Origin of the sequence: Pseudactinotalea sp. Z1732 (genome assembly GCF_049724975.1) — a bacterium.
GTDB lineage: Bacteria > Actinomycetota > Actinomycetes > Actinomycetales > Beutenbergiaceae > CALKWS01.
Window position 1 is genome coordinate 418,878 of sequence record NZ_JBMPQC010000002.1, and the last position, 20,541, is coordinate 439,418.

General features: G+C 70.1%; 15 protein-coding genes and 3 tRNA genes. 5 read left to right on the forward strand and 13 right to left on the reverse strand.

The features are described from left to right. The first annotated feature begins 27 nt into the window (after nt 1–27). Complete coding sequence (dxs, locus tag ACPL7H_RS05700) at nt 28–1,959, forward strand: 1-deoxy-D-xylulose-5-phosphate synthase (protein ID WP_424796090.1); 1,932 nt, start codon at nt 28–30, stop codon at nt 1,957–1,959. 45 nt (nt 1,960–2,004) lie between these two features. Next, complete coding sequence (locus ACPL7H_RS05705) at nt 2,005–2,982, forward strand: ribose-phosphate diphosphokinase (protein ID WP_424786033.1); 978 nt, start codon at nt 2,005–2,007, stop codon at nt 2,980–2,982. 34 nt (nt 2,983–3,016) lie between these two features. On the opposite strand, the gene ACPL7H_RS05710 is transcribed toward ACPL7H_RS05705, so the two are convergent. The 4 genes from ACPL7H_RS05710 to ACPL7H_RS05725 all read right to left on the reverse strand — a co-directional run bounded on the left by ACPL7H_RS05710 (nt 3,017) and on the right by ACPL7H_RS05725 (nt 8,198). Further along, on the reverse strand, nt 3,017–5,050 hold the full coding sequence (locus tag ACPL7H_RS05710) for a 3-hydroxyacyl-CoA dehydrogenase NAD-binding domain-containing protein (protein WP_424796091.1): 2,034 nt from the start codon (nt 5,048–5,050) through the stop codon (nt 3,017–3,019). Then, nucleotides 5,047–6,252 (reverse strand): thiolase family protein, encoded by a 1,206-nt coding sequence (locus tag ACPL7H_RS05715; protein WP_424786031.1) that lies wholly within the window; start codon nt 6,250–6,252, stop codon nt 5,047–5,049. The genes ACPL7H_RS05710 and ACPL7H_RS05715 overlap by 4 nt, the downstream gene beginning before the upstream one ends. Nucleotides 6,253–6,327: 75 nt before the next feature. Continuing rightward, nucleotides 6,328–7,626 (reverse strand): HRDC domain-containing protein, encoded by a 1,299-nt coding sequence (locus ACPL7H_RS05720; protein WP_424796092.1) that lies wholly within the window; start codon nt 7,624–7,626, stop codon nt 6,328–6,330. Further along, nucleotides 7,623–8,198 (reverse strand): DUF3000 domain-containing protein, encoded by a 576-nt coding sequence (locus ACPL7H_RS05725; RefSeq protein WP_424796093.1) that lies wholly within the window; start codon nt 8,196–8,198, stop codon nt 7,623–7,625. The genes ACPL7H_RS05720 and ACPL7H_RS05725 overlap by 4 nt, the downstream gene beginning before the upstream one ends. 83 nt (nt 8,199–8,281) lie before the next feature. Between ACPL7H_RS05725 and ACPL7H_RS05730 the strand changes: the two genes are divergently transcribed. Continuing rightward, a complete protein-coding gene (locus ACPL7H_RS05730) occupies nt 8,282–9,592 on the forward strand; it encodes a carboxylate--amine ligase (RefSeq protein ID WP_424796094.1) in 1,311 nt (436 codons plus the stop codon). Nucleotides 9,593–9,619: 27 nt separating this feature from the next. Here the strand turns inward: ACPL7H_RS05730 and ACPL7H_RS05735 are convergent, their stop codons facing one another. Continuing rightward, a complete protein-coding gene (locus ACPL7H_RS05735) occupies nt 9,620–10,102 on the reverse strand; it encodes a hypothetical protein (protein WP_424786027.1) in 483 nt (160 codons plus the stop codon). A 53-nt stretch (nt 10,103–10,155) separates the two neighbouring features. On the opposite strand from ACPL7H_RS05735, the gene ACPL7H_RS05740 reads away from it, so the two are divergent. Both ACPL7H_RS05740 and ACPL7H_RS05745 read left to right on the forward strand, forming a co-directional pair. Continuing rightward, nucleotides 10,156–10,458: a thiamine-binding protein gene (locus tag ACPL7H_RS05740; RefSeq protein WP_424786026.1), complete on the forward strand. Its 303-nt coding sequence runs from the start codon at nt 10,156–10,158 to the stop codon at nt 10,456–10,458. Then, a complete protein-coding gene (locus ACPL7H_RS05745; protein ID WP_424796095.1) occupies nt 10,451–11,011 on the forward strand; it encodes a GNAT family N-acetyltransferase in 561 nt (186 codons plus the stop codon). Before ACPL7H_RS05740 ends, ACPL7H_RS05745 begins: the two co-directional genes overlap by 8 nt. A gap of 34 nt (nt 11,012–11,045) precedes the next feature. Here the strand turns inward: ACPL7H_RS05745 and ACPL7H_RS05750 are convergent, their stop codons facing one another. The 8 genes from ACPL7H_RS05750 to ACPL7H_RS05785 form a co-directional block, all read right to left on the reverse strand. Then, nucleotides 11,046–11,474, reverse strand: a complete 429-nt coding sequence (locus ACPL7H_RS05750) for an HIT family protein (RefSeq protein ID WP_424796096.1) — start codon at nt 11,472–11,474, stop codon at nt 11,046–11,048. Nucleotides 11,475–11,554: 80 nt separating this feature from the next. Next, on the reverse strand, nt 11,555–13,318 hold the full coding sequence (gene treZ, locus ACPL7H_RS05755) for a malto-oligosyltrehalose trehalohydrolase (protein ID WP_424796097.1): 1,764 nt from the start codon (nt 13,316–13,318) through the stop codon (nt 11,555–11,557). After that, nucleotides 13,315–15,804 carry a malto-oligosyltrehalose synthase gene (gene treY, locus ACPL7H_RS05760; RefSeq protein ID WP_424796098.1) on the reverse strand — a complete coding sequence of 830 codons (2,490 nt, stop codon included), beginning with the start codon at nt 15,802–15,804 and terminating at the stop codon, nt 13,315–13,317. The genes treZ and treY overlap by 4 nt, the downstream gene beginning before the upstream one ends. Then, on the reverse strand, nt 15,804–17,975 hold the full coding sequence (glgX, locus tag ACPL7H_RS05765; protein WP_424796099.1) for a glycogen debranching protein GlgX: 2,172 nt from the start codon (nt 17,973–17,975) through the stop codon (nt 15,804–15,806). Before glgX ends, treY begins: the two co-directional genes overlap by 1 nt. 19 nt (nt 17,976–17,994) lie before the next feature. Further along, on the reverse strand, nt 17,995–20,130 hold the full coding sequence (locus ACPL7H_RS05770; RefSeq protein ID WP_424796100.1) for a DEAD/DEAH box helicase: 2,136 nt from the start codon (nt 20,128–20,130) through the stop codon (nt 17,995–17,997). A gap of 83 nt (nt 20,131–20,213) precedes the next feature. Continuing rightward, nucleotides 20,214–20,288 (reverse strand) — tRNA-Val (locus tag ACPL7H_RS05775). Nucleotides 20,289–20,291: 3 nt separating this feature from the next. After that, nucleotides 20,292–20,362, reverse strand: a tRNA-Cys gene (locus tag ACPL7H_RS05780). 47 nt (nt 20,363–20,409) lie between these two features. Then, nucleotides 20,410–20,482: transfer RNA gene (locus ACPL7H_RS05785), tRNA-Gly, on the reverse strand. Nucleotides 20,483–20,541 lie beyond the last annotated feature (59 nt).

Below are 20,541 nucleotides of genomic sequence, written 5' to 3' on the forward strand. Positions count from 1 at the left end.
GTCGCTGGGGTAGGGAAGGAGAAACGAGTGGGTGAACTTCAACGCATCACCTCCCCGTCGTCCCTGCGAGGTCTGAGTCCACGGCGGCTGCGCGCCCTCGCCGCGGAGATCCGCACCTTCCTGGTCACCGAGGTGTCCAAGACCGGAGGGCATCTGGGTCCGAATCTGGGCGTGGTGGAGTTGACCATCGCGCTGCACCGGGTCTTCGAGTCGCCCCGGGACCGGATCGTCTTCGACACCGGCCACCAGGCCTATGTGCACAAGCTGCTCACCGGCCGCACCGATTTCTCCGCGCTGCGTAAACGCGGCGGGTTGTCCGGCTACCCCGCGCGGGCGGAGTCCGACCACGACGTGGTGGAGAACTCCCACGCCTCCACCGCGATCTCCTGGGCTGACGGCATCGCCAAGGGCAACGTCATCGCCGGGCGCACCGACCGCCACGTGGTCGCCGTGATCGGTGACGGTGCGCTGACCGGCGGGATGGCGTGGGAGGCCTTGAACACCATCGCCGACGGCCCGGACCGACCGCTGGTGATCGTTGTCAATGACAACGGGCGCTCCTACTCACCCACGATCGGGGGACTGTCCCGGCACCTGGACGCCATGCGCGTCGACCCCAACTACGAACGCATCCTGGGCTGGGGGAAGCGCACCCTGAACCGTGGCGGTGCACCCGGACGGTTGACCTACGACGCCCTGCACGGCATGAAGAAGGGCATCAAGGACGTGCTGCGGCCCTCGGGCTGGTTCGAGGGTCTGGGGATCAAGTACCTCGGCCCGGTGGACGGGCACGACGTGCACGCGCTGGAGCGCGCACTGCGCGCGGCAAAGGACTTCGGTGCGCCCGTCATCGTGCACACCATCACCCAGAAGGGCCGTGGTTATGCCCCGGCCGAGACCGATGCTGCCGACCGTTTCCACGCCGTCGGGGTAATCCACCCCGAGACCGGGCTACCGGTGCAGGCCTCCCGGTTCGGGTGGACCAAGGTGTTCGCCGATGAGATCTGCAGGATCGCGCGGGTGCGCTCCGACGTCGTCGGGATCACCGCGGCCATGCTGGGCCCGGTGGGCCTGGCGCCGATGGCCGAGGAGTTCCCGGACCGGGTTTTCGACGTCGGCATCGCCGAACAACATGCCGTGACCTCCGCCGCCGGGCTGGCGTTCGCCGGGATGCATCCGGTGGTGGCGGTCTACGCCACCTTCCTCAACCGTGCGTTCGACCAGGTGCTGATGGACGTCGCCCTGCACAAGGCCGGGGTGACCTTCATGCTGGACCGCGCCGGATTGACCGGAGACGACGGCGCCAGCCACAACGGTATGTGGGACATGGCACTGCTGCGCAGTGTGCCCGGCTTGCGCCTGGCCGCCCCGCGCGATGAGGACACTCTGCGGCGTGCGCTGCGTGAAGCCGTCGACGTGCGCGACGCCCCCACGGTGCTGCGTTACCCCAAGGGTGCCCTGCCCGAGGCGATCCCCGAGATCGGCAAGCAGGGCACGGTGGACGTGCTCGCCAGGACCGCCGGTGACGGCGGGGCCAGGGTGCTCGTGGCCGGATTCGGCGCTTTCGCACGCACCGCTATCGAGGTGTCGCAGCGGTTGGCAGACCAGGGGATCGGCGCCACCGTGGTGGACCCGAGGTGGGTGCTGCCGGTTCCCGATGACCTGGTGGAACTTGCCCGCGCCCACCACCTGGTCGTGACCATCGAGGACGGTCTGGTGAGCAACGGTCTCGGCTCGGCGATCCGGGACCGCCTGGCCGAGCGCGGGCTGCACATGCCGGTGCAGGCGCACGGGATTCCACTGCGGTTCCTGAGCCACGCCGCCCGGGCCGAATTGGTCGCGGACCTGGGCCTGCGCGCCCAGGATGTCGCGTTGCAGGCGGCCTCGGTGGCAGTGGAACTGACCCACCAGGCAACGGTGGGGCGCGAACAGTTTCCGCGCACCGCGGTGGATCGCTAGGCTCGGGAAGATCCTTCACACCTCGATCGAACCTCTAGGGCGGGTATGCGCAACATCGTGGTCTTCAGCGGCAGCGCTCATCCGGGGTTGGCCGGCCAGATCTGCGCACACCTGGGTGTGGAGGTGGCACCCTCACGCGTCAAACGATTCAGCAACGACTGCCTGGAAGCCCGACTGGGGGAGAACTGCCGCCAGCGCGATGTCTACATCATCCAACCCCTGGTGCCGCCCACCCAGGAGCACCTGATGGAACTGTTGCTGATGATCGACGCCGCCCGCGGCGCCTCGGCCGCGCAGATCACCGCGGTCATGCCGCACTTCGCCTACGCCCGCTCGGACAAGAAGGACGCCTCCCGGATCTCCCTGGGTGGGCGCCTGGTGGCGGACCTGCTCACCACCGCCGGCGCGAACCGGGTGCTGACGATGACCCTGCACGCACCCCAGGTGCACGGGTTCTTCTCCGTTCCGGTGGACCACCTCACCGCGCTGGGGGTACTGGCCGAGCACTTCCGGGATCGGATCAATCCCGAGGAGACGGTGGTGGTCTCACCGGACCTGGGCAACGCGAAGTCCGCCACTGTGTTCGCCCGGTTGCTCGGGGTGCCGGTGGCGGCCGGCAGTAAGCAGCGCCTGACCGATGACCGGGTGGTGATCGACGCCATCGTGGGAGATGTGGCCGGCAAGCGAGCCATCGTGCTCGACGACGAGATCGCCACCGGGGGCTCGATCGTCGAACTGCTCGAGCGGCTGCGGGAGGAGGGATGCGTCGAGGCCGCGGTGGCGTGCACGCACGGGCTGTTCACCGGCCGGGCTGTGCCGCGGCTGAGCCAGCATCCGATGATCTCCGAGGTGGTCACCACTGATACCGTTCCGGCGCCGGAGGGGTGGCCGGGGTTACGGGTGCGCTCGATCTCGGGACTGTTCGCCGAGGCGATCCATCGCATCCACCTGGGTGAGTCCGTCTCCAGCCTCTTTGACGGCGTGGACCCCGCCTACGCCCCGCCCCAGCCCGGTCTTTTCTGACTTTCGCCGCTCCGGGCTGGGGAGGTGCCCGGGGTCAGGCCGTGCGCGCCAGGTAGGGGGTGATGCCGCCCAGGTGGAACGGCCAGCCGGCGCCCATGATCATGCCCAGGTCGATGTCCTCCCTGTCTCCCACGACGCCCTCGGCGAGCATCAGGTCCACCTCCTGGGCCAGCGCGTCGCGCACCCGGTTGAGCAACTCGGTCTCACTCTGCGCGCCGGCCTGCTCGGCGCGGGAGCCGAAGTAGGAGCCGATCTGCATGTTCACCGGGGAACCGGCGCCGGGCCGGCCCTCGAACTCCACGAAGCGAGCGCGGTCCTCCACGATCCGGCGCAGGCCGGGCGAGGTGGGGTACCGGTCGCCCAGCTGCTCCCGCAGCGTGTCCAGCACGTGTTCGGCCACCGCCGGACCCACGAGCTGCAACAGTTGGAAGGGTCCCATCGGCAGCCCGAGGGGACGCAGCGCCGCATCGGCCACCTGCACGCCGGTACCGTCCTCCAGTGAGCCGAGGACTTCACCGAGCAACCGCACCAGCAACCGGTTGACCACGAACCCGGGGGCGTCGGCCACCGCGATCGCCGTCTTGCGGCACTCCTTGGCAACCGCGAACGCGGTCGCGTAGGCGGCGTCATCGGTCTGCTCCGCACGCACGACCTCCACCAGCGGCATCTGCGCGACCGGGTTGAAGAAGTGCAGGCCCACCACCCGCTCCGGATGGTTCAGGCCGGCGGCCATCGCCGTCACCGACAGCGCGGAGGTGTTCGTCGCCAGGATCGTTTCGGGGGCGATGACCTGCTCGAGTTCGGCGAACACCGTCTTCTTCACCTGCAACTCCTCGAAGACCGCCTCGATCACCAGGTCCTTCCCGGCCAGGTCGGCCAGGTCGGTGGTGACGGTGACCGCCGAGCGCAGCCGGTTGGCCTCATCGGCGCCGATACGTCCGGACTCGGCGAGTTTGTCAACCTCGGCGTGCACGAACGACAGGCCCCGCTGAGCACGCTCGTCGTCCAGGTCCCGCATGACCACCGGCACCTTCATCCGTCGGGCGAACAACAGCGCCAACTGGCTGGCCATCAACCCGGCACCGGCGAGTCCGACCGAACGCACCGGGCGGGCCAGTGCGGAATCGGGTGCACCGGCAGGTTTCTTCGCCCGTCCGGTGGTCAGCCCGAAGGCGTACACCCCGGCGGAGAACTCCGGCGACAGGATGAGTTCGGCTAGTGCGTCGTTCTCGGCTTCATAGGAGACCTCCCGGTCACCCCGGGACGCCACCTCGAGCAGGTCCAGGGCCCGATAGGGGGCCGGTGCGGCGCCGTGCAGACGCTGGTCCACTTTGGCCCTGGCGCCCTCGATCACCTGCTGCCACACCTGCGGGTCCACCGGGTCGGGCCGGTTCACCTGTACCTCCTCGCGCAGGATCGCCGCGCTCCAGCGCAGGGACTGGGCCAGGAAGTCCGCCGAGTCCAGCACCGCATCAGCCAGCCCCATCTGCACCGCCTGGGTGGCATCGAGCTGACGGTTGTTGCGAAGCGGGTTCTCGATGATCACCTTCACCGCGTTCTCGATCCCCACCAGGTGCGGCACCAGGAACGTGCCACCCCATCCGGGGATCAGGCCCAGGAAGGTCTCCGGGAGCCCGATGTTGCGCACCGGCGCGGCCACCGTGCGGTAGGTGGCGTGCAGCGCCAGTTCCAGCCCGCCACCCAGGGCGGCGCCACCGATGTAGGCGAACGTGGGCACCGGCATGTCGGTGAGCAGGGCGTACACCTCGTGCCCGGTCTCGGCGATACCGCGCGCATCGGCCTCGGTGGTGATGGCGGCGGCGCCGTGCAGGTCGGCACCCGCGGCGAAGTGGAACATCTTGCCGGTCACCGCAGCCGCCACGATCTCGCCCGCACGGGCCCGGGCGGTGATGCCCTCCAGCGCGGTGCGCAGTTCGGCCATCCCGCCGGGCCCGAGCGTGTTCGGCTTGGTGGGACCGGCCTGGTTGTCCAGGGTGACCAGGGCCAGGGTGCCCACACCCTCCAGTTCGATGTCGCGCACCAGGGCGCGGGTGATGCGTTCGCTCATCGGCTCTCCTCGATGTGGTGGGGGTTCTCCCAGATCACGGTGCCGCCCTGGCCGAGACCGACACACATGGTGGTGATGCCGTAGCGCACCTCGGGGCGGGTTTCGAAGGCCCGGGCCAGCTGGGCCATCAGGCGCACTCCGGAAGCCGCCAACGGGTGACCCACGGCGATCGCACCGCCGTAAGGGTTCACGCGGGGGTCGTCGTCGTCGATCCCGAAGGCATCCAGGAAGGCCAGCACCTGCACGGCGAACGCCTCGTTGATCTCGAACAGGCCGATGTCCTCGATGCTCAGCCCGGCCAGTTCGAGGGCACGCTGCGTCGCGGGCACCGGGCCCACTCCCATCACCTCCGGGGCAACGCCGGCATAGGCGTAGGAGACCATCCGCATCCGTGGCGCCAGGCCCAGTTCGGCTGCGGTGTCAGCGGCCATCAGCACCGCCCCGGTGGCGCCATCGGTCAACGGGGAGGAGGTGGCCGCCGTCACGCGTCCGCCGGGACGGAACGGGGTGCGCAGGTCTGCCATTGCGGCCACGGTGGTGCCCGGGCGCGGGGGTTCGTCCGCAGTGGCCAGACCCCACCCGCGTTCGGGGTCGGGAATCCCGATCGGCACCAGATCGGCCCCGATGTGCCCGTCGGCGAGCGCCTGGGCGTACTTGGCCTGGGAGGCGGCGCCGTAGGCGTCGGCACGCTCCCTGGTCAGTTCGGGGTAGCGGTCGTGCAGGTTCTCGGCGGTGGCACCCATCACCAGGGCGTCGGAGGAGACCAGTCGCTCGGTCATGAAGCGCGGATTCGGGTCCGCGTCGCCGCCGAGGGGGTGGCGGCCCATGTGCTCCACCCCACCGGCCAGGGCCGCATCGATCGCCCCCACGGCGATCGAGGCCGCCACCTGGGTGACCGCGGTCATCGCCCCGGCACACATCCGGTCGATCGCGTACCCGGGCACGTGCTGGGGCAGCCCGGCGAGCAAGCCTACGGTCCGGCCCAGGGTCAGGCCCTGGTCCCCGGACTGGGTGGTTGCGGCGAAGGCCACCTCCCCGAGACGCTCCGGCGGCAGCTCCGCGTTGCGGCGCAGTAGGTCCCGCACCACCGCCACCGCGAGGTCATCGGCGCGGGTGTGGGCGTACAGGCCGTCCTCGCGGGCACGCCCGAACGGGGACCGCGCGGCATCGACCAGGACGACATCACGACCGTGCAACGTCATCGTCTACCTCCAAAGCGGGAGACTGTCAGTACTAGATACTGATGCGCACCTTATCTCACGACGGCGCGGTAGCGCTCAGGAGGCGTTCTCGCCTGCTGTTTCGGTGACCTTGCCCGCCGTTTCGGTGGCCTCGTCCGCGGTGTCAGCGACCTCGGGCACCCCGACCGGCGTTCCGGTGGCCAGCGCCTGGGTGAGGCGCTCGGTGACCTGCTCCACCTGCCAGCGTCGGGCACCCAGGTCGCGGAGTGCCTGGGCGACGAGTTCCTCGGTGGCCGACGACGGCGGTCGCCAGGCAATGCGGCGCTGGGTATCGGGGGAGAGCAGGTTCTCCTGCGGAAGTTCCAGTTCGTCCGCCAGGGCCCGGATCGTGGGCCGCACCGCATCGAGCCGGACGGCGGCCTCGGGGTTGCGGTCCTTCCACGAGCGTGGCTGGGGCAGGGCGTCGGGGGAGTGCGGGGCCCGGTGCGCGGGAAGTTCGTTCTCGGGCAGTTCCAGAGCCGTCTCGATGGCGCCCGCCCAGGTGCGCAGCCGGCGGCGCGCACCACGGTTGGTGAACGGACGCAGTGCCAGAAGGTCATCGGTGTTCTTCGGCAGCGCCTGGGCGGCGGCGATGATCGCTCGGTCCGGCAGCACCCGGCCCGGCGCCAGGTCGGCCTGCGCGGCCGCGGCATCACGAGCGATCCACAACTCCCGGACCACCGCCAGACCGCGCCGGTCCCGGATCTGGTGGGTCCCGGAGGTGCGCCGCCAGGGGTCCACCCTCGGGGGAGGCGGGGGCGCGGTGCGGACGTACTCGAACTCCTCCAGGGCCCACTCCAACTTGCCCGCCTCGTCCAACTGGCGGGACAGGATCTGGCGCAACTCGATGAGCACTTCCACGTCGAGAGCCGCGTAGCGCAACCAGTCGTGCGGAAGCGGACGGGTGGACCAGTCGGCTGCGGAATGCTCCTTGGCCATGGAAAGGCCGAGTTCGGCCTCCACCATGGTACCCAGGCCCACCCGGGCCCGTCCCAGCAGTCGGCCCGCCAGTTCGGTGTCGAAGAGCGAATCGGGGCGAAGGGCGACCTCGGCCAGGCTCGGCAGGTCCTGGTTCGCGGCGTGCAGCACCCACTCGGTACCGCCGAGGGCCCGTGACAACTCGCCCAGGTCGGGCACCCCGAGCGGGTCGATCAGGGCGGTGCCGGCGCCGGCCCGGCGCACCTGGACCAGATAGGCGCGCTGACCGTACCGGTACCCCGAAGCCCGCTCGGCATCGATGGCGACGGGTCCGGTTCCCTGCGCCAGACGCTTGATGACCTCGCGCAACTGCGCGTCGGTGGCGACCACCTCGGGTACGCCGCCGGACGGCTCGGTGAGGGGCTGCGGCTGGTTCATCGGCGCCGGTTCAGCGATGAGACGTTATCCGGCATCGGAGGCAGCCCGGCCGCCTGGCAGGCCAGGAGCGCCCAGGCGCGCAGGTGCGGGGCCAGGTCGGTGCTGGTGGGTGTCCAGGATGCACGCACCTCGATCTCCACCTCGCCTCCCCGCAGTTCCAAGCCCCCGAAGGTCTCCGAGAGCACCCGGGTGACAGTACCGGACAGGGAGTGGTAACCCGCCTCCTCGGTGGCCAGGGCGTCGGTGAGCCAGCTCCAACCGACCTCCCCGAGCATCGCATCGGCGCCCAGTTCGTCCTCCAGGCGGGCCCTGGCCATGACGATCACCCGGAAGGTGCCGTTCCAGGCCTCCTGACCCTCCGGGTCGTACAGGACCACGAAGCGGCCGTTGCCCAGGAAGTCATCCGGGTCGGTGCTCGGGTTGATCTCACCGGTCAGGGCGAGGGCATAGGGAGCGATCCGCGTGGGCGGAGGCACCTCCTCCAGGCGCAGTTCCGGGCGCAGCCGGTGCCCACGCAGACTCAACAGCGCCGCCTCGAACTCCTCGGGCGCGACCGGACCTGGTGCGTTCACCCGTCCAGGTTATGCCGGGTGGCACGTGGCGCCGGTAGGGCGCGCCGCTCCCGACGACACCGCCCGTTGGGTAACGTAGCCAGGTGCGCACCAAGGACTCCCGACCCTCCGATACGCCGGGCGCCCCAGCGGTCCGGCCCATCCTGGTGGGTGGTGATATCGGTGCCTATGCCACCGCGAGGGCCTTCCATGAGGCCTATGGCGTCTCCAGCGTGGTGCTGGCCGGGGTGCAGGTGGGCGCGGTCGCCCACAGCGCGATCGTGGACCTGCGGATCCGCGCCGGGTTGAGCAACACCGACACCCTGGCCCAGACGATCCTGGAGGTGATGGCCGAGCAACCGGATTCCACCCACCTGGTGCTGGGCAGCGCGGACTGGCTGGTGACCGCGATCGTGGCGGTCCGGGACCGGCTCGAGGACGCCGGCGCGGTCGTGCCCTACCCCGGAGCCCACCTGCTGGAGCAGGTCGCGGACAAGGCGGTGCTGATGGCCATGGCCGAGGAGACCGGCGTGCCCCATCCCCGCACCGCCCGGGGTGTGCCCGCCGAGGAGGAGCCACCGGGCGGGGATCTGGACTTCCCGGTCGTGGTCAAACCCGCCAGCACCGCCGCTGCAAAGGGCGTGGACTACCCGGGCAAGGCGAAGGTGCACACCGTCGCCGACGCCGGGCACCTGCGCGCACTGTGGCACACGATGGCCACCGCCGGGGTGGCGGTGCCGATGCTGGTGCAGGAGTACATCGACGGTCCGGACAGTGCGATGGCGGCCGTGAACGTCTTCATCGATCCCGGTGGGCGGGTGCGCCTGGCCCAGTTCGGTCAGGTGCTGCTGGAGGAACATGCGCCCAGCGCGGTCGGCAACTCCGTGGCACAACTCACCGGAGACCCGGTGGGCGCTCAGGCCCGAGCGGTGGCACAGGTGGTGAACCTGCTGCAGGCCATCGGATGGCGGGGATTCGCCAACGCGGATCTGAAGCGGAGCCCGGAGGGGCACTACCAGCTGCTGGAGATCAACCCACGGGTGGGTCGCAGCGGGTACGCGGTGACCGCCTCCGGGTACAACGTCGCAGCCATGTACGGCCAGGCCTTCCTGGGCCTCGGTCCGGGCGAGGATGAGCGCGCGGGCCCGGTGCGCCAGATGACGGCGCAGGCCGGCGGCGGCGAACCCATTCCGGTGGCGACGGCCCAACACCTCTTCGCCGTGGTGCCCTGGCCGGTGCTGCGCCGCTACCTGCCCGCGCCCGGGCGCGGGCAGGTGAACCGGATACGGCGCAGCGGGGCGGTGACGAACCCGCTGTACTACCGGGCCGAGCGTCACCCCCGGCGGCTGCTCTACGTCGCGATGGCGATGGTGAACTACGCCCGGAAACTGGCCCGGCACCATCCGGGGGTCTGAGAGTCTGCGGCCCGGTGTCCGCGACCGTCAGCCGACGTGGTCGGTACCGGAGTAGAAGTGCAGCACCGGCACCTCGAGCGTGTCCTTGGCCGTACTGGCCCAGTCGGAACTGAAGATCTCCTGCACCGCCTGGGGCTCGGTCACCACGATCACCTCGGTGATGCTGCGATCCCGTGCGGCGGCTGTCAGCTGGGCCATCGGATCGGCGCTCGTCAGTGCCCCGGTGGCGGTCGCCCCGGCCTGTTCGAACAGGTCCAGGGAGGAGGCCAACGCGTCCCTGGCCGCCGCCCGGTCCGCCCCGGCGTCCTCGGTGCCGGTGATCCTGTCCCATGCCTCGCGCAGGTCTCCCAGGCTCAGATGGTTGATCACCTCGGTCACCGTGGAGGCATCGGACCCCACGGGGACCAGCACCAGGTACTGCATCTGCTCGGTTCCGGCGTGCAGTTGCAGGATCCGGTGCACATCCCGGGGTCGCAGGGCTTGCGCGGTCAGGACGGCGGTGCTTGGCATGGCTCCGAGTCTACGGACGGGACGGCACGTTGCCACCGCAGTACCGTGGCTGCATGTTGTTCGCCTTCTCGATCGCACCAGCCACCACCGACGCACCGGACGGCTCGGTCAGCGCCGCGGTGGCCGACGCCGTCCGGGTGGTCCGCGACAGCGGGCTGCCGCATGAACTGACGTCGATGTTCACCACCATCGAGGGGGAGTGGGAGGAGGTCATGCCGGTGATCAAGGCCGCCTGTGACGCCGTCGCCGCCCACTCCGACCGGATCTCACTGGTGCTCAAGGCGGATCTGCGCCCGGGACGTCGAGGGGAGTTGACCGGCAAGGTGACCAGGGTCGAGGAGCTGCTCGATGAGTGATCCCGGGGCGGCCGCCGGGGAGCGGGCCGCCACCACCACCTGGGGCGACTACGAGATCGGCCCGTTGCGCCCGGCCGAGGTGGAGGAACTGGCGGCCGCGCACCGCCGTACCTGGCAGAGCACCTACGCGGGGTTGATGACCGCACAGTCGCTGGCACGACTGAGGCCGGAGGCGTTCGTGCACCCCTGGACCGAGCGTGCCCGACTCCTGGCCCAGGACGAACCGCTCCCGGGCGGGGAGCAGATCCTGATCGCCAGGCACGGGGGAGTGCCGGTGGGGTTCATCAGCGTCGGTGATCCGCGCGAGGACGAGGCCCCGGCCCCCCGTCAGGTGTGGGCGCTGAACCTGCTTCCCGAACACCACGGGACCGGACTGGCGCAGGAGATGATGCGCAGGGGGCTGGGGGACCGGGAGGCCTACCTGTGGGTGGCCCGTGGCAACGACCGCGCGGTGGCGTTCTACCGCCGCCAGGGGTTCACCACCGACGGCGCCAGCCGGGAGCGCCGGGACGGCATGACCGAGGTCCGCATGCTCCGCCGCCCCGCGGGCTGACCCGCACCCCGGTCATCTCCACCGGGAGGTGACCTCACCCCTGCGGGACGAACTCGCCGTGGCCGTGGGCGCGTAACCGGGACCGCAGCTGTTCGGCGGCTGCGTCCATGGCGGCCGGGTCCGGGTCGCGCTCGGCGTTGCCCGGGTCGAAGTCCTCGGGGGAGACGCTCGGCCAGACGTGCAGGTGCACGTGCGCCACCCCGTAGCCCTCCACGAGCAGGCCCACCCGGCGCGGGTCGAACGCGTTCCGCTGCGCCCGGCCGATGTGCCGGGCCACGGTGAACAGGTGCTGGGCCAGGTCGTCGGGTACGTCCAGCCAGTGATCGATCTCGGCACGGGGAACCACCATGGTGTGCCCGGGCCGTAGGGGCTCCACGGTCAGGAACGCCACGCACTCCGGATCGGACCAGACGAACCGGCCCGGGATCTGCCCGTCGATGATCTTGGTGAAGACGCTGCTCATTCCGCCACGGTACCGGTCCTGGCCGGGGCCGGTCCTGCCGAAGGGATCCGCCCAGCAGGGCCGTGAGCGGACGGAAGGGCTCAGCCGAGGACGACGACGCAATCCGCACCCAGGTGCACCCGGGCGCCGTCGTCGGTCAGGAAGGTACCGTCCGGATCCCAGGCGGCCAGCACACCACGCCCGGTGCCGGCGGGAAGCGGGACCTGCTGGGCGGTGCCGGTGTTGAGCGCGACGACGGAGGAGCCGCGCCGCATCGTCAACCAGCCGGCGTCGTCGTCGAAGTCCACCGTGGTCACGGTGCGGTCGCCTCCGGCCAGGTCCGGGTGGTCTCGGCGTAGCGCGACCAGGTCGGTGTAGAAGGCGAGCAGCCGGGCGTGGTCTGCCCCGGCGGGTTCGGACCAGTCCAGCACCGAGGCGGTGAACGTACGCCGATCCTGGGGGTCGGGCACCGTCAGGTCGGCACGGCCGTAGAGCCGGGCCCATCCGTGATCGCCGAACTCGGCCTGGCGGCCCGCACGGATCGCCTCGGCCAACTCCTCCTCGGCGTGGTCGGTGAAGAAGAGCCAGGGGGTGGTGGCACCCCACTCCTCGCCCATGAACAGCATCGGGGTGTAGGGGCCGGCCAGCAGGAGCGCCGCCCCGATCGCCAGTCGCCCGGGGCTCAGGGTGGCACTGGGACGGTCGCCCAGGCCCCGGTTGCCGACCTGGTCGTGGGTGTTGAGGGAGGCCACGAAGGCATGCCCGCTGACCTCGGGCGGCACCGGTGCACCCCAGTGGCGGCCGCGGAAGGATGAGTAGGTGCCGTCGTGCACGAACACCCGCGTGAGCGCCTTCGCCAAGGTGGCGGCGTCGCCGAAGTCGGCGTAGTACCCGTGCCGCTCTCCGGTGAGGTAGGCGTGGATCGCGTGGTGGACGTCGTCGGCCCACTGCGCGTCCATGCCGCGCCCGCCCGCGGTGACGGGGGCGACCATCGCGGCGTCGTTGAGGTCCGACTCCGCGATCAGCCCCAGGGGCCGGCCGACCCGGCTGCTCAGGTCCGCCACCGCGCGAGACAGTTCGGCGAGCAGGTGCTCACCGGAGTCGTCCTTCAGTTCGTGCACCGCGTCCAGGCGCAGTGCGTCGATGTGGAAGTCATCCAGCCACCGCAGGGCGCACTCGATGATGAAGGCGCGCACCGGTGCGCAGTCGGGGCCGTCGAGGTTGACCGCCGCGCCCCAGGGCGTGTGGTGGCGGTCGGTGAAGTAGGGGCCGAACTCGCCCAGGTAGTTACCGGAGGGCCCCAGGTGGTTGAAGACGACGTCCAGCGCCACGCCCAGCCCCGCGTTGTGGGCGGCGTCGACGAACCTGGCAAGCCCGGCCGGTCCACCGTAGGAGTGCTGCACGGCGTACAGCCCGACGCCGTCATACCCCCAGCCGCGTTCACCCGGGAAGGCCGCGACCGGCATCAGCTCCACGATGTCCACACCCAGGGCCACCAGGTGGTCCAGCCGTTCGATCGCGGCGTCCAGTGTCCCGCCCGGGGTGAAGGTGCCGATGTGCAGTTCGTAGATCACCGCGCCGTGCACGTCCTTGCCGGCCCACCCCTGGTCGGTCCAGTCGAAGTCGGCCGGGTGGTACCAGCGTGAGTGGGCGTGCACGCCCTGGGGCTGCCACGGCGAGCGGGGATCGGGGCGCAGCGGGCCGCCGTCGAGGCTGAAGGCGTAGTCGGTGCCCGCCTCCAGTACCGGGTCGCTGGCCCACCAGCCCTCGCCCCCGGGATGCATCGGCGCACGGGCACCGGGGCCGGGCAGGTCGATCTCAACCCGTTCGGCGTTCGGGGCCCAGACTCGGGCGGGGACGCTCAACTCTCCTCCTGGTCCGCGGGCCGGTCGGCCACCTCCAGGATGGCGACCGGGCCGTGTCGCAGCACCTCGCCCACCGGTTGGGCGCCCCCGGGGTGCTCGGCGCCGCTGATCACGTCACGCCAGTGGCCCGGCGGCAACACCACGGTGTGCTCACCCCACCCACCCAGGCGGCCCAGGGCAACCGGCAGCCGGGTCGCGATCGTAACCGCCTGTGGTCGCTCGTCGGCGGAGCGGGCGAACGCGATCGCGTGGCCGGTGGAGGTCGCCAGTGGTTGATAGCCGGCGCGGGCGCCGACGAAGACCTCGGGACGGCGCCGGCGCAGTCGCAGTACCGCGGCGACCAGGCGCAGTTTCTCCTCCGCCGGCCCGGAGGGTCCGGCCCCGGAGTCCAGCCGGGCGAGCATCTCGGTGAGTGCGTGGTGATCCACGGGGCCGCGGTTGTCCGGATCCACCAGGGCAACCCGGGTGGTCTCGCTGCCCTGGTACACATCCGCCACGCCGGGCACCGTCAGTTGCAGGGCCTTGGTGGCCAGGGTGGCCACCCGCACCGATTCGGTGGTGCGGGCCACCCAGGCCTGCATCAGTTCGTGCACTGCCGGGTCGGTCACCAGGTGCTCGGCGAAGTCGGCCAGGGCCTGCTCGCCCTCGGCGTCCACGGAGGTCCAGGTGGTCCAGTCCTTGGCCTCCCGGGCCGCCTTGATCAGGTAGTCGCCCAGCCGGGAGGCGTTGATCGGGCCCTTGTCGGTCCAGGTGCCGGCCAGGGTCTGCCAGGTCAGATTCTCGGTGCGTCCGTGCAGGTCCGGTCGGACCGGGGCGGTGACCTCACGCAGCTGGTGCACCAGGTGGATCCACGCCTCGGCGTGCTCGGAGATCACCCCGATGCGGGCCCGCACGTCCTCCCCGCGCTTGTTGTCATGGGTGGATCCGGCGGTCATCGAGGCCGGCCGTGCGGTCTGGATGGCACCGGCCCACGCGTGCAGTTCGTCCGACCCCACCGAGAAGGTGCCGGGGGCGCCACCGACCTCGCACAGGCTGGTCAGGTGCGTCCACCGGTAGAAGGCGGTGTCCTCCACACCCTTGGCGGTCACCGCTCCACACACCTGCTGGAATCGTGTGATCACCTCACCGCGGCGGGCCTCGTGGCGTCGTCCGGCGCTGCCGGTTTCGCGTCCCAGCACCAGGTCGGTGACGACGTCGAGGGTCTCCAGCCGTTCCGGGGACAGCCGGGTCGCGGCCTGCTCGGCCCACTGGGCCACCACCGCCTGGGCGGCGGCGGGGGCCGGCTCGCCCGGCACCACGTAGGCCCGGTACCGGTCTGCGGCCACCACCAGCTCGGTGAGACAGTCGGTGATCGCGGCCCGGGTGTGATCGCGCAGCCGAACGTCGTCGTGGCAGATCTCCGAGATCACCCCGGCCAGGCGGCCCACCTCGGCGCGCAGGGAGGTGGTGACGATCTCGCGTTTGGCGTCCGCGATCAGTTCCGGGAGCAAGCCGAGGGTATCGCCGGTGAGTTCGTGCATCAGCGCGCCCAGCGGGGCAGAGCCGGCCGGGTCGATGAGCACCTGCCCGATCCGCCACGAAGCGTCGTACCCGGTGGTCCCGGCCGTGGGCCAATCGGCGGGGATGGTCTCGTGCGGTTCCAGGATCTTCTCAGCCACGCTCCACCGACCACCGGTGGCCTCGTGCAGGCGCCGGAAGTACCCACGCGGATCGGCCAGCCCGTCCGGGTGGTCGATCCGTAGTCCGTCGATCAAGCCCTGTTCGATCAACTCCAGCAGCAGGGCGTGGGTGGCCTCGAAGACAGCCGGTCGTTCCACCCGCACCGCCAGCAGGGTTCCCACATCGAAGAAGCGTCGGTAGTTCAGTTCCTCATCGGCCACCCGCCAGTACGCCAGCCGGTAGTGCTGGCGTTCGAGCAGTTCCGCCAGCGGCAGGTGCTCGGTGCCCGGACGCAGTGGGAAGCGGTGTTCGTAGTAGCACAGCACCGGGCTCGTGCCGTCCAGGCCGTGCTCGGGTTCGTCCACATGGGCCACGGTGAGTTCCCCGGCCGCCATCGCCGCCCCCAACCGCCGCCCGAGCACCGGCATCAGGACCTGGCCGTCCTCGGCCCAGTCCACGTCGAACCAGTCGGCGTAGTCCGAGTCCGGCCCGTAGGTGAGCATCGACCACAGCGCCGTGTTCTCACTCGCAGGGGTGGGGGCGGCCATGTGGTTGGGCACCACGTCCACCACGATGCCCATCTCGCGGGCGCGGGCGGCGGCGACCAGTCGTTCGAATCCGTCCCGCCCGCCCAGAGCAGGGGAGATCCGGGAGTGGTCGACGACGTCGTAGCCGTGGGTGGAGCCGGGTGCGGCGGTCAGGATCGGGGAGAGGTACAGGTCGGTGACGCCCAGGGAACTCAGGTAGTCGAGCCTGACGGCGGCGTCATCGAAACTCAGGTCCGGGCCGAGTTGCAGCCGGTAGGTGCTGATCGGGGTGCGCGGCATCAGCGGTCCTGGTGGCGCGTCGGTTCCTGGTCATCGCCCTCGTCGGTGCCTTGGGAGGGCGGCCGGGAGAGCACCACGATCGAGCGCGAGGTCACCGTCAGCGCCGCGTCCGGTTCGTGCAGGTGCGTGAGGTCGCTCTCCGGGTCGGTGCTGACCGCCACCACCCAGGAGCCGCCGTAGTCAGGCCCGGGAAGGTGGAAGGTGAGGTCCTCGCTGCCGGAGTTGATGAGCATCAGGAAGGAGTCGTCCACGACGCGCCGGCCCCGATCGTCGGGCTCCTCGATCGCTTCCCCGTTCATGAACACCGCGACCGCACGCTGATCCTCGTCCTCCCACGCCTCGGGATCCATGGGTGCCCCGGAGGGGTTGAACCACGCCAGGTCGGGGAGTTCGGGCAGCCCGTTGGAGGCCGAGTGGGACCCGTCGAAGAACCGGCGCCGGCGCAGCACCGGATGGTCCTGGCGCAGCGCGATCAAGCGCGAGGTGTACTCCAACAGGGAGCGCTGCTCCTCGTCGAGGTCCCAGTCCATCCAGGCAATCTCGTTGTCCTGGGCGTAGACGTTGTTGTTCCCGCCCTGGGTGCGGCCCATCTCGTCGCCGTGGGAGATCATCGGCACCCCCTGGGACAGCAGCAGGGTGGTGAGGAAGTTGCGCTGCCGACGCAGCCGCAGGGCGTTGACCTGCGGATCGTCGGTGGGTCCTTCGGCGCCGCTGTTCCAGGACCGGTTGTGATCCTCGCCGTCCTGGCCGTCCTCACCATTGGCGTCGTTGTGCTTGTCGTTGTAGGAGACCAGGTCACGCAGCGTGAACCCGTCGTGGGCGGTGACGAAGTTGATCGAGGCCACCGGGGTGCGGCCGGTGTGCTCATACAGGTCGGAGGAACCGGCGATCCGGCTGGCGAACTCACCGAGTGTGCCCGGCTCGCCGCGCCAGAAGTCTCGCACCGTGTCGCGGTACTTGCCGTTCCACTCCGTCCACAGCGGCGGGAACCCACCCACCTGGTAGCCGCCCTCACCCAGGTCCCACGGCTCGGCGATGAGCTTGACCTGGGAGACCACCGGGTCCTGATGGACCAGATCGAAGAAGGAGGAGAGGCGGTCCACCTCGTGGAACTGCCGCGCCAGGGTGGCGGCCAGGTCGAACCGGAAGCCGTCCACGTGCATCTCGGTGACCCAGTACCGCAGCGAGTCCATGATGAGTTGCAGCACGTGCGGGGAGCGCATCAGCAGGGAGTTGCCGGTGCCGGTGGTGTCGAAGTAGTGGCGCTTGTCGTCATCGACCAGCCGGTAGTACTCGGCGTTGTCTATCCCGCGGAAGGACAATGTGGGGCCCAGGTGGTTGCCCTCGGCGGTGTGGTTGTACACCACGTCCAGGATCACCTCGATGTCTGCCTCGTGCAGGGCCTTGACCATCGACTTGAACTCCGGCACCTGCTCACCCCGGCTGCCGTAGGCCGCGTAGGCGTTGTGCGGGGCGAAGAAGCCGATGGTGTTGTAACCCCAGTAGTTGCTCATCCCCTGTTCCTGCAGGTGGGAGTCCTGCACGTACTGGTGCACCGGCATCAGTTCGATCGCGGTGACACCCAGGTCCTGCAGGTGCCCGATCACCGCGGGGTGGGCCAGGGCGGCGTAGGTGCCGCGGATCTCCTCGGGTACCTCCGGATGCAACCGGGTCAGCCCGCGCACGTGCGCCTCGTAGATGACGCTCTCGTGGTACTCGTGGTTGGGTGGCCGGTCGTGGCCCCAGTCGAAGTAGGGGTTGGTCACCACCGAGGTCATCGTGTGGGGGGCCGAGTCCTTGGTGCTGAGTTCTCCACCTTCACCCTGGGCGAAGGTGTAGGAGAACAGCGCCTCGTTCCCGTCGATCTGCCCGTCGATGGCGTAGGCGTAGGGGTCCAGCAGAAGTTTCGCCGGGTTGCACCGGTGCCCGGCGTCGGGGTCGTGCGGCCCGTGCACCCGGTATCCGTACCGTTGCCCGGGTCGCACCGAGGGCAGATAGACGTGCCACACGAACGCATCGACCTCGGTGACCTCGATACGTTCCTCGGCGCCGTCGTCGTCCAGCAGGCATAACTCAACTCGCTCGGCGGCTCCGGAGAAGATCGCGAAGTTCGTTCCGGAGCCGTCATATGTGGCGCCCAGTGGATAGGGACGGCCGGGCCAGGTTTGCATGAGGACTAGCGTCTCACGCTCATCCCTCGAGCGCGCCCCGCATCAGGTGGACCAGGGCGTCGAGCTGCACCGAGTCACCGGTGCCGACCTCGACGTCGGCGCCATCGAGTGCCCGGGCGGCCAGACCGGCCTTGGCGTCGATCAGTTCGGCGATCTTGGTGTCGATGGTGTGCGCGGCCAGGATCCGCCAGGCGGTCACCGAGTCGTCCTGGCCGATCCGGTGCACCCGGTCGATCGCCTGCTCCTGCTCGGCTGCCGTCCAGGACAGTTCTGCCAACACCACGTTGGAGGCCGCGTGCAGATTCAGCCCGACGCCCGCGGCTGTCAGCGAGCACACCGCCACCGACACCTCCGGGTCGTTCTGGAAGGCGTCGATGGCGTTCTGGCGGGCCTTGGCCGACTGGTCCCCACGCACCGACACGGTGCGCAGGCCGGCCTCGGCGAGCATGTCCTCGGCGGTATCCATGACGTCGATGTGCTTGGCGAAGAAGACCACCTTGCCCACCGAGCGCACCAGCTGGGCGGTGTAATCGGCGGCCAGGGCGGACTTGGCCTGGCCGATCCTGCGCACCATGGTGAACACGTTGTCGCCGCTCTTGGCGTTCCGGGAGGATTCCAGTTCGGCCAGGGCCACCTTGCGCAGCAGGGCCACGTCGAGCTGACCGGGCGGGACGTAGGAGACCTCCTGGGCCGCCTCCAGCCGGCGGTACTGGGCGGCCAGTCGGCGGCCTACCTCGGCCTCGGCGGCTCGGATCGAACGTCCGATCTCATCGTCCAGCTCCACCGGTAGGTCGGCCACGCGCTTGGCCGGCAGGTCCTTGGCCACCTCGGACTTGGTGCGGCGCACGATGCCCAGATCGATGACCGCGGCGCGGGCCGCTGGGTAGAACGCCCGGTCGGCCGGGGTGAGCCCGGTGGTCTCGAGGCCCTGCATCAACTCGGTGCAGGGCTGTTGCCCGTCGGTCCAGCCCAGGAACTGCCAGATCGCGTTGAAGTCCTCCACGTCGTTGATCAACGGGGTACCGGTCAGCGCCATCATCAGCGGCTTGCCGCCGGGCGTGCCGGCGCGGATCTGGCGGGACAGGTTGAGCACATGCTGGGAACGCTGGGAGGACAGGTTCTTGATGAAGTGGGCCTCATCGACCACCATCGAGCGGAAGCCGAGGGTGGACAACCAGGACAGGTGCCGGTCCAGCACCGTGTAGTTGACCACGAACACGTCGGCGAAGGCGTCCATGTCATCACCGTCGCCGTGGATCACCGTGACCCGGCGCTGCGGCGTCCACCGCTGCACCTCCCGCGCCCAGTTGATCTTCACCACGTTGGGCACCACCGCCAGCATCGGATAGGTGTCCGCGACGGAGGCGGCCAGCACCGACTGGGCGGTCTTACCCAGCCCCGGCTCGTCGGCGAGCAGGAACGAGCGGTGCCCGCGACGCACCGCCTCCAGGAGCCGGATCTGGTGCGGCATCAGTTCCATCCCGGGCGGGGAGAACCGGTCGAAACGAGGCATCGGCGGCAGGTCCATGGTGGCCACCCCGCCCCCGGAGCCCTGCTCGAAGGCCCGGTACAGGGGATCCATCAGGTCCCATCCGGACAGGTACCCGGGGCTGGAGTCGGCGCGCAACTGCTGCAGGTCCGGGGCCAGGAACGGGTTCGCCCTGATCCGGGCCTTCACCGAGGCCGGCACCACCTGCTTCTCCGCCAGTTGGGCCGGCACGGTCTCCCGCTCGGGGACCTGCGGGGCCTTGATCTCCATCTCGTCGGCACTGAGTGCCTTGCCCGAGTCCAGCAACCAGTCCCGACGCATCCGCTGGGCGGCCGGGGAGGGGGTGGCGTCGTCCTTGAGGACATTCAGCAGGCTGGTGTCCTGGGCGGCGGTGCGGGCCAGGATGGTGGCCACCCCATCCAGCCGCTTGAGCAACTCGGTGCGGGTGGCTGAGGAGAGGTCCTCATCGGCCTTGATCCGGGCGCGTTCCTCGCGCACCAACAGGGCGATCACCTGGAACTTGGTGCGGTTGGTCGGACCCACCCGGCCGCTCTTGGCGGCCTTGGCCTCCACCTCCCGAACGCGGCGCGCCAGGATCGGCAGCAGGGGTGCGTCCTCGTCGGGTCGGATACGGCCCGACGGGCGCCGCCGAGTAGTGGTCGCCACATGTCCTCCAGTGCATGGGTGCGCGCGGATCTGGGAATGCGTACACCGAACGCCCCATCCGCTGGTCGAGTGCGGATGTGCGTTGGTGGGCGATACTGGGATCGAACCAGTGACCTCTTCCGTGTCAGGGAAGCGCGCTACCGCTGCGCCAATCGCCCGTGAGGTGGGTACGGGATTCGAACCCGTGTATACGGCTTTGCAGGCCGCTGCCTCGCCTCTCGGCCAACCCACCAGTGCTGCTTCTGGGACCCGATGAGTCCCGTGTGGGCCGGGCCACCGAGCGGACGACGGGACTCGAACCCGCGACCCTCACCTTGGCAAGGTGATGCTCTACCAACTGAGCCACGTCCGCGTGCCACGCTTGTGCGTGCGTCCAGAACTTTAACCCACCGGCCTCGGCTGAGTCCAACC